Origin of the sequence: Cellulosimicrobium cellulans (genome assembly GCF_042723955.1) — a bacterium.
GTDB lineage: Bacteria > Actinomycetota > Actinomycetes > Actinomycetales > Cellulomonadaceae > Cellulosimicrobium > Cellulosimicrobium cellulans_H.
In genome coordinates this window covers 23,778-30,791 of sequence record NZ_JBHXIC010000055.1, presented here as the reverse complement: position 1 = coordinate 30,791, position 7,014 = coordinate 23,778, and the positions used below count along the sequence as shown (strand labels likewise).

Annotated in this window: 8 protein-coding genes; 5 read left to right on the top strand and 3 right to left on the bottom strand. The window is 74.9% G+C overall.

The genetic code is table 11. The features are described 5' to 3' along the window. Positions 1-148 precede the first annotated feature (148 nt). Both ACFWH7_RS14625 and ACFWH7_RS14620 read right to left on the bottom strand, forming a co-directional pair. On the bottom strand, positions 149-1,663 hold the full coding sequence (locus ACFWH7_RS14625; protein ID WP_378217229.1) for a catalase: 1,515 nt from the start codon (positions 1,661-1,663) through the stop codon (positions 149-151). Positions 1,664-1,779: 116 nt separating this feature from the next. Next, complete coding sequence (locus ACFWH7_RS14620) at positions 1,780-2,244, bottom strand: Fur family transcriptional regulator (RefSeq protein WP_378217228.1); 465 nt, start codon at positions 2,242-2,244, stop codon at positions 1,780-1,782. Between the two features lie 378 nt (positions 2,245-2,622). Here ACFWH7_RS14620 and infC point away from each other — a divergent pair, with 378 nt between their 5' ends. The 5 genes from infC (at position 2,623) to thpR (ending at position 6,039) form a co-directional block, all read left to right on the top strand. Further along, positions 2,623-3,654: a translation initiation factor IF-3 gene (gene infC / locus ACFWH7_RS14615; RefSeq protein ID WP_378217233.1), complete on the top strand. Its 1,032-nt coding sequence runs from the start codon at positions 2,623-2,625 to the stop codon at positions 3,652-3,654. Between the two features lie 109 nt (positions 3,655-3,763). After that, the gene (rpmI, locus tag ACFWH7_RS14610; protein ID WP_047233980.1) at positions 3,764-3,958 is read left to right on the top strand and encodes a 50S ribosomal protein L35; all 195 of its coding nucleotides are present in this window, start codon (positions 3,764-3,766) and stop codon (positions 3,956-3,958) included. A gap of 67 nt (positions 3,959-4,025) precedes the next feature. Continuing rightward, positions 4,026-4,412 (top strand): 50S ribosomal protein L20, encoded by a 387-nt coding sequence (gene rplT, locus ACFWH7_RS14605; protein WP_024840664.1) that lies wholly within the window; start codon positions 4,026-4,028, stop codon positions 4,410-4,412. A gap of 56 nt (positions 4,413-4,468) precedes the next feature. Then, positions 4,469-5,365 (top strand): TrmH family RNA methyltransferase, encoded by an 897-nt coding sequence (locus ACFWH7_RS14600; protein WP_378217232.1) that lies wholly within the window; start codon positions 4,469-4,471, stop codon positions 5,363-5,365. Further along, a complete protein-coding gene (gene thpR / locus ACFWH7_RS14595) occupies positions 5,362-6,039 on the top strand; it encodes an RNA 2',3'-cyclic phosphodiesterase (protein WP_378217227.1) in 678 nt (225 codons plus the stop codon). The genes ACFWH7_RS14600 and thpR overlap by 4 nt, the downstream gene beginning before the upstream one ends. A gap of 28 nt (positions 6,040-6,067) precedes the next feature. Here thpR and ACFWH7_RS14590 read toward each other — a convergent pair whose 3' ends face one another. After that, a complete protein-coding gene (locus ACFWH7_RS14590; RefSeq protein ID WP_378217226.1) occupies positions 6,068-6,748 on the bottom strand; it encodes a hypothetical protein in 681 nt (226 codons plus the stop codon). Positions 6,749-7,014 lie beyond the last annotated feature (266 nt).

The window sequence follows — 7,014 nt, the reverse complement described above, 5'->3', positions numbered from 1 at the left end:
TGGTCCTTCCGCGCGACTTCCCGCCCGGGGGGGGGGGGGGCCCCCCCCCGGGGGGGGGGGGGGGGCCGCCCCCCCCCCCCCCGCCGCCCCGCAGGGGACGACGGCCGGCATGGCGGGGCGGCGGCTCGCGACCGCCGGGACCCGAGGCTCAGACGCGCACGGGCTCCGCCGCGGTGCCGGGCTGGCCGCCCTCGACGGGCGCGCCGGTGGCGGCGAGCGCGACGCGCAGCGCGCCGCCGAGGCCGGCGTCGACGTTCGTCCAGTACGCGATCGCGCGCTCGCGGATCTCGTCGCTGCGCACGGCGCCGACGTGCCCCGTGATCGTCGCGAGGAAGCGGTCGCGGGCCGCGTCGTCGAAGACCTCGCGGTAGAGGGTGCCGGCCTGGCCGAAGTCGTCGTCCTCCGGGTGCAGCGTCGCGGCGGAGCGCGTCAGCTCGCCGTCGGACTCCCACCCGGCCGACTCGGCGGCACGGGCGGGGTCGGCGTGGGCGCCGCCCTGGCTGTTGGGCGCGTAGACCGGCGTCGTCGCGGACGAGAAGGAGTAGCGCATCGCGCCGTCCTTCGCGTACGAGTGGCCGCCCTCGCTCGCCGCGTGCGGCGCGTTCACGGGCAGCTGCGCGTGGTTCGTGCCCACGCGGTACCGGTGCGCGTCGGCGTAGGAGAAGATGCGCGCGAGCAGCATCTTGTCGGGGCTCGTCGCGATGCCGGGGACGAAGTTGCTCGGCGCGAACGTGGCCTGCTCGATCTGGGCGAAGTAGTTCTCCGGGTTCCGGTTGAGCTCCATCACCCCGACCTCGACCAGCGGGTAGTCGGCGTGCGGCCACACCTTGGTCAGGTCGAACGGGTTGAACCGGTAGGCCTTCGCGTCCTCGTACGGCATGACCTGGACGGAGAGTGTCCAGCGCGGGAAGTCGCCCGCCTCGATGTGCTCGTACAGGTCGCGGATGTGGTGGTCCGAGTCCGAGCCGGCGAGCTGCGACGCCTCGTCGGCGGAGAGGTTGTCGATGCCCTGCTGGGTCTTGAAGTGGTACTTGACCCAGAAGCGCTCGCCGGCCGCGTTGATCCACTGGTAGGTGTGCGAGCCGAACCCGTCCATGTGGCGCCAGCTCGACGGCAGGCCGCGGTCGCCCATGAGCCACGTCACCTGGTGCGCGGACTCGGGGGACAGGGTCCAGAAGTCCCACTGCATGTCGTTGTCGCGCAGGTTCGAGCCGGGCAGGCGCTTCTGCGAGCGGATGAAGTCGGGGAACTTGATGCCGTCGCGCAGGAAGAACACCGGCGTGTTGTTGCCGACGAGGTCGTAGTTGCCCTCGGTCGTGTAGAACTTCAGCGCGAAGCCGCGCGGGTCGCGCCACGTGTCGGGCGAGCCCTGCTCGCCCGCGACGGAGGAGAAGCGCGCGAGCATCTCGGTCGTCGTGCCGGGCTGGAAGAGCGCGGCGCGCGTGAAGGCGCTCACGTCGTTCGTCACCGTGAAGGTCCCGAAGGCGCCGCCGCCCTTGGCGTGCACGACGCGCTCGGGGACGCGCTCGCGGTTGAACTGGGCGAGCTTCTCGACGAGGTAGTGGTCGTGCAGGACGATCGGACCGTCGGCGCCGACGGTCTGCGCGTGGGCGTCCGAGGCGACGGGTGCGCCGGCGTTCGTGGTGGTGAAGGGGGCGGTCATGGGTCTCCTTCCGTGGGCCGCGGTCGCGGCCCGTTGAGCGTTCTCATACCAGGATCTTCGTGAGGAAACGGGCGCGCTCCGGGTGCGCGGGGGCACGGGGAGCGGGGTGGGGGTGGTCAGTCCGCGCAGTCGGGACAGAGGCCCCAGAACGTCACCTCGGCGGTGTCGATCTGGAACCCCGACGTGCTGGAGGGGGTCAGGCAGGGAGCGTGGCCGACCGTGCAGTCCACGTCGGCGACCGCGCCGCAGCCCCGGCACACCACGTGGTGGTGGTTGTCGCCGAGGCGGCGCTCGTAGCGTGCCGGGTGGCCCGCGGGCTCGATCCTGCGGACAAGCCCCTTGTCGGTGAGCGTGTGCAGGACGTCGTAGACCGCCTGGACCGAGACGGAGCCGAGCGACGCGCGCGCCGCCCGCAGGAGGTCGTCGGCGTCGGCGTGCTGCTGGAGCTCGACCGCGTCGAGCACCGCGAGCCGGGCCGCGGTGACGCGCAGGCCGTGCTCGCGCAGCTCGCCCTCGTGGCGGGCGCGTCGTGGCCCGTCGTCGAGGCTCGTCCCCACGCCGGGCGTCGCTCCTGTCGTCATGGCACCACTCTAACCACGTAAACTGGAAGAGTTCCATTGATGGAGGTGATCCGATGTTCGGTTCCCGGCCGGGTGCGAGGACCCGCCCCGCCTCTGCTATCCTTGATGGCTGACCGACTCGTGCGCGTCTCCTCGTCCGGTTTCCGGGCGACGGGAGGGGTGCGAGTGCGCAAGTGGATCTCATCCCACCCGGGTCTCGACCGCCGACGAACGTCGCGACAGAGGCCGGGTCCTGGTCCGGGACGCACCCTTCGGGGGGCCGTTCCGACGTGGTCGTCGCTGGTGCGACGTCCCGACCTGATGGCCTCCGCCCTGCGCTCAGGGACGGAGGCCTTCTTCGTCCCGGGCGGTCTACCGACGACTTCCTAGGAGCATCACATCAGCGAGCCTCGCATCAACGATCGGATCCGCGTCCCCGAGGTCCGACTCATCGGTCCCGGCGGGGAGCAGGTCGGCGTCGTCCGCACCGAGGTTGCCCTGAGCCTTGCCCAGGACGCGGACCTCGACCTCGTCGAGGTCGCCCCGGACGCCCGGCCCCCCGTCGCCAAGCTCATGGACTTCGGCAAGTTCAAGTACGAGTCCGACATGAAGGCGCGTGAGGCGCGGCGCAACCAGGCGAACACGGTCCTCAAGGAGATCCGCTTCCGCCTGAAGATCGACCCGCACGACTACGGCACCAAGAAGGGCCACGTCGAGCGCTTCCTCGCCGCCGGCGACAAGGTCAAGGTCATGATCATGTTCCGCGGCCGCGAGCAGTCCCGCCCCGAGATGGGCGTGCGTCTGCTCCAGCGCCTCGCGGACGACGTCGCGGAGCTCGGCTTCGTGGAGTCGATGCCGAAGCAGGACGGCCGCAACATGACCATGGTGCTCGGTCCGGTGAAGAAGAAGGCCGACGCCAAGAGCGAGCAGCGCAAGCGGGCGCAGGAGGCCGAGCCCCGCCTGACGAAGTCCGCCCAGCGCGCCGCGGCGCGCACGGTCGACGGCCCGGAGGGCGAGGACGTCGACGCGCCCGAGGCCATCGAGGCCCCGGCCGTCGAGACCACCCCGGCCCCCGCCGAGGAGGCCGTGTCGGTCGAGGCACCCGTCGAGGCTCCGGTCGAGGAGGCGCCCGCGCCGAAGGCAGCTCCGGCGCCCAAGGCAGCTCCGGCGCCGAAGGCCGCACCCGCGCCCAAGGCTGCCGCCCCGCGCTCGGCGTCCGCGCCGCGTCCGGCCACGGCACCGCGTCCCGCTGTCCGACCGGCGGCGGACTCGAAGCCTGCCGCGCCGCGCCCGGCCACCCCCCGCCCGGCACCGGCGGCTCCGTCCGCGCCGGCGTCCGGCGCCAAGCCGGCGGCCCCCAAGCCCGCCGCGCCCAAGCCGAGCGCCCCGCGCCCGGCGCCCAAGCCGGCACCGCGAGGCAAGGCCGGCTGACGGCCGGCAGCACAGACCGACCCTGCTCGGGGTCCGGGCCCACCGGCCAGGACCCGAACACGTCGGCCGCCGCGAGGCGGCTGACCGGACACAAGGAGAGACGGCAGTCATGCCGAAGAACAAGACGCACTCGGGTGCCAAGAAGCGCTTCCGCATCACGGGTACCGGCAAGGTCATGCGCGAGCAGGCCAACGCTCGACACCTGCTCGAGCACAAGGCCACCAAGCGCAAGCGCCGCCTCGCCCAGGACCAGGTGGTCTCGCCCGCCGACGTCAAGACCATCAAGAAGCTGCTCGGCAAGTGACCCGGCAGGTGGCGGAACCCGCCACCGACCGGCTCACCCCTGAGCCCCGAACTGCAAGGAGCATCACGTGGCACGCGTGAAGCGGGCGGTCAACGCCCAGAAGAAGCGCCGTACGACCCTCGAGCGCGCCAGCGGCTACCGCGGCCAGCGCTCGCGCCTCTACCGCAAGGCGAAGGAGCAGGTCACCCACTCCCTCGTCTACTCGTACCGCGACCGCAAGGCGCGCAAGGGCGACTTCCGCAAGCTGTGGATCCAGCGCATCAACGCGGCGTCCCGCGCGCAGGGCCTGACGTACAACCGCCTCATCCAGGGCCTCAAGGCCGCGGGTGTCGAGGTCGACCGTCGCCTGCTCGCCGAGCTCGCGGTCAACGACGTGGCCGCGTTCAACGCGCTGGTCCAGGTCGCCAAGGACGCGCTCCCCGAGGACGTCAACGCGCCGAAGGCCGCAGCCTGACCAGCGCCCACGACGCGACGGACGCCCGGAGGGCGCACGGCCCGCTCGACCCCACGCTGACGAACCCTCGCAGCGACCGGGTCAAGGCGGTCCGCGCGCTGGCCGGGCGTTCGGCACGTTCGCGGCACGGACAGCTCCTCGTCGAGGGGCCGCAGGGCGTGCGCGAGGCCGTGCGGCACGCGCCTGAGCGCGTCCGCGACGTGTACGTGACGCCCACGGCGGGCGGTCGGCACCCCGAGATCGTCGACGACGCCCGCACCGCGGGTCTGCACGTCCACGTCGCGACGGTCGAGGTGCTCACCGCGATGAGCCCTGACGCGCAGGGCGTGCTCGCGGTGGTCCGCGCGCAGGAGCCCACGGTCGAGGACGTCGTCGCCACGCTCACCGGGCCCGGCCGCGAGCGGCCCGCCCTCGTCGCGGTGCTGGCGACGGTGCGCGACCCGGGGAACGCCGGGACCGTGATCCGGGCCGCCGACGCGGCCGGCGCGGACGCCGTCGTGCTCGCGGGGGAGAGCGTGGACGTGCACAACCCCAAGGTCGTGCGCTCCACCGCGGGCTCGTTGTTCCACCTGCCCGTCGTCACGGGCGTGAGCCTCGCGGACGCGGTGGCCGCGCTGCGCGACGCCGGGCTCACCGTGCTCGCGGCCGACGGCGCGGGCGACCTGGACCTGGACGACCTGCTCGACGTGGCCGGTCCCGCGGGCGTGGGGGCGCTCGATGACGGGCAGCGCCGCGCCGACCTCGCGGCCCCGACCGCCTGGGTCTTCGGGAACGAGGCCTGGGGCCTGCCCGAGCAGGACCGGGCGCTCGCCGACGCGGTCGTGCGCGTCCCGATCCGCGGGCTGGCCGAGTCGCTCAACCTCGCCACCGCCGCGACGGTGTGCCTCTACGCCTCCAGCCGGGCGCACCGACCCGCCCGGCGTCCGGCCACGGCGGGCGGAGCCGGCGCGTGAGCCTGTTCGCCGCGCTCCGCCCGGGCGTCGCCGCGCTCGACCACCTCGCGCTCGCGCTCTCAGGCGCGCAGGCCCAGGAGGCGCGTCGCCCCGACGGCGCCCCGATGGTGCGCTGGACCCCGCCTGAGCTGTGGCACGTGACCGTCTCGTTCTTCGGGTCGGTCCCGGACGGCGCGGTCCCCGAGCTCTCCGCCGCCCTCGCCCGGGTCGCGCTCGAGACCCCTCCGCTGTCGTTGCGCCTGCGCGGCGCGGGTGTCTTCGACCGGCGCGTGCTGTGGGTCGGCGTGGGCGGCCCTGACACGGACGCGCTGCCCGGCCTCAGCGCGGCCGTGGCCGAGGCGGCCGGCGAGGTCGGCGTCCGCGTCGACCGGCGACCGCGCCAGCGCGCCCACCTCACCGTGGCTCGAGCCGCGGCCGGGGCCCGGCAGGCGCGACGTCGCGCGGGCTCTGCCGGACGCCGGCCCGGGGAAGGTCGCGGCGCCGACCTCACCGCCGGTGACCCGCTCGCCGGCCCGGCCGCGGCGCTGTCCGTCTACGCGGGGCCGGACTGGACCGCGCACGAGCTCCTGCTGCTCGAGTCCACGTCCGGTGACCTGCCGGGAGACACCTCGGGGCGGCGGGTGTACCGCACGGTCGCGACCGTCCCGCTGGCCGGAGCGGCGACGCGAGGCTGACGACGGCGCGGCCGCAGGTGCGGGGCTCTCAGGAGAGAGCGGCCCACCGCACGAGCACCACCATGAGCGCGAGGCTCGCGCCGCCCGCCCAGGCGAGCCACCGGACGGTCGGCGGGGTCGTCGATCCCCAGGGCGCGCTCGTCCAGCGCAGGCGGAGGAGCGGGACGCACAACCCCACGACGCTCCCGAGCGCGGCGGCCGCGGCCAGCCAGCCCCAGGGCGACGCCTCGCCGTCGACCCCGGCGACGGCGAGGAGGACGGCACCCGGCACGGCGACCGCCGCGCCCAGGCCGAGGCCGGTGACGAACGCGAGGCCGGCCGAGCGGTAGCGGACGGGCGAGAGGACGTGGCGCTCGCGCCCCGACCGGGTACGGGTCGGCGTCCGCCACGTGCCCGCTCCGCGCTCGGGAGGACGCCTGCGTCCGCCGCCCGGCGCGCTCGCGCTCGGACGAGCCGAGGCGCGCGGTGCCGCGCCGGAGGACCGGCGGCGGTCGCGCACGCGGGGGGCCTTGCGGTCCGCCGCGCGCCGGAGCTGGTCACGGGACAGCGTCCGGTCGAGCGGGTCGGGCGCGGACTCCTCCGCGGGCGCGTATCCCGGCCACGAGCCCGCGCCGGCACGGCGCGCACGGTTCCGGGCAGGTGGGCGGAAGCGACCGGTCGGGTCCTCGACCGGCGGCTGGCCCGGCGACGCGTCGTGCGGAGCGCTCACCCGCACATCCTCGCGGACCGCCGCGCCCGCGGGAATCCGCACGCGGGGACCGGGCGGGGCGCCCCGGCACCCGCACGACGGCTGTGCGAGGATGGCGGTCATGAGCATGCACGGTGGTCGTCGATTTCCCGGGCCCGTCACGGGCCCGCGCGACTGACGCGTGCACACCTCCCGCCCGAGGCGGGACGGACCGGGCCGGGACGGGCGCCCTAGAATGACCGCGACGCGCGCACGAGCGCGCGCCCGCGCGCGCCCCGTGCGTCGCG

What these genes read in the sequence shown, in the direction of transcription:
- ACFWH7_RS14625 (WP_378217229.1), bottom strand. Translation starts at nt 1,663, where the DNA reads ATGACCGCCCCCTTCACCACCACGAACGCCGGCGCACCCGTCGCCTCG.
- rpmI (WP_047233980.1), top strand. Translation starts at nt 3,764, where the DNA reads ATGCCGAAGAACAAGACGCACTCGGGTGCCAAGAAGCGCTTCCGCATC.
- ACFWH7_RS14620 (WP_378217228.1), bottom strand. Translation starts at nt 2,244, where the DNA reads ATGACGACAGGAGCGACGCCCGGCGTGGGGACGAGCCTCGACGACGGG.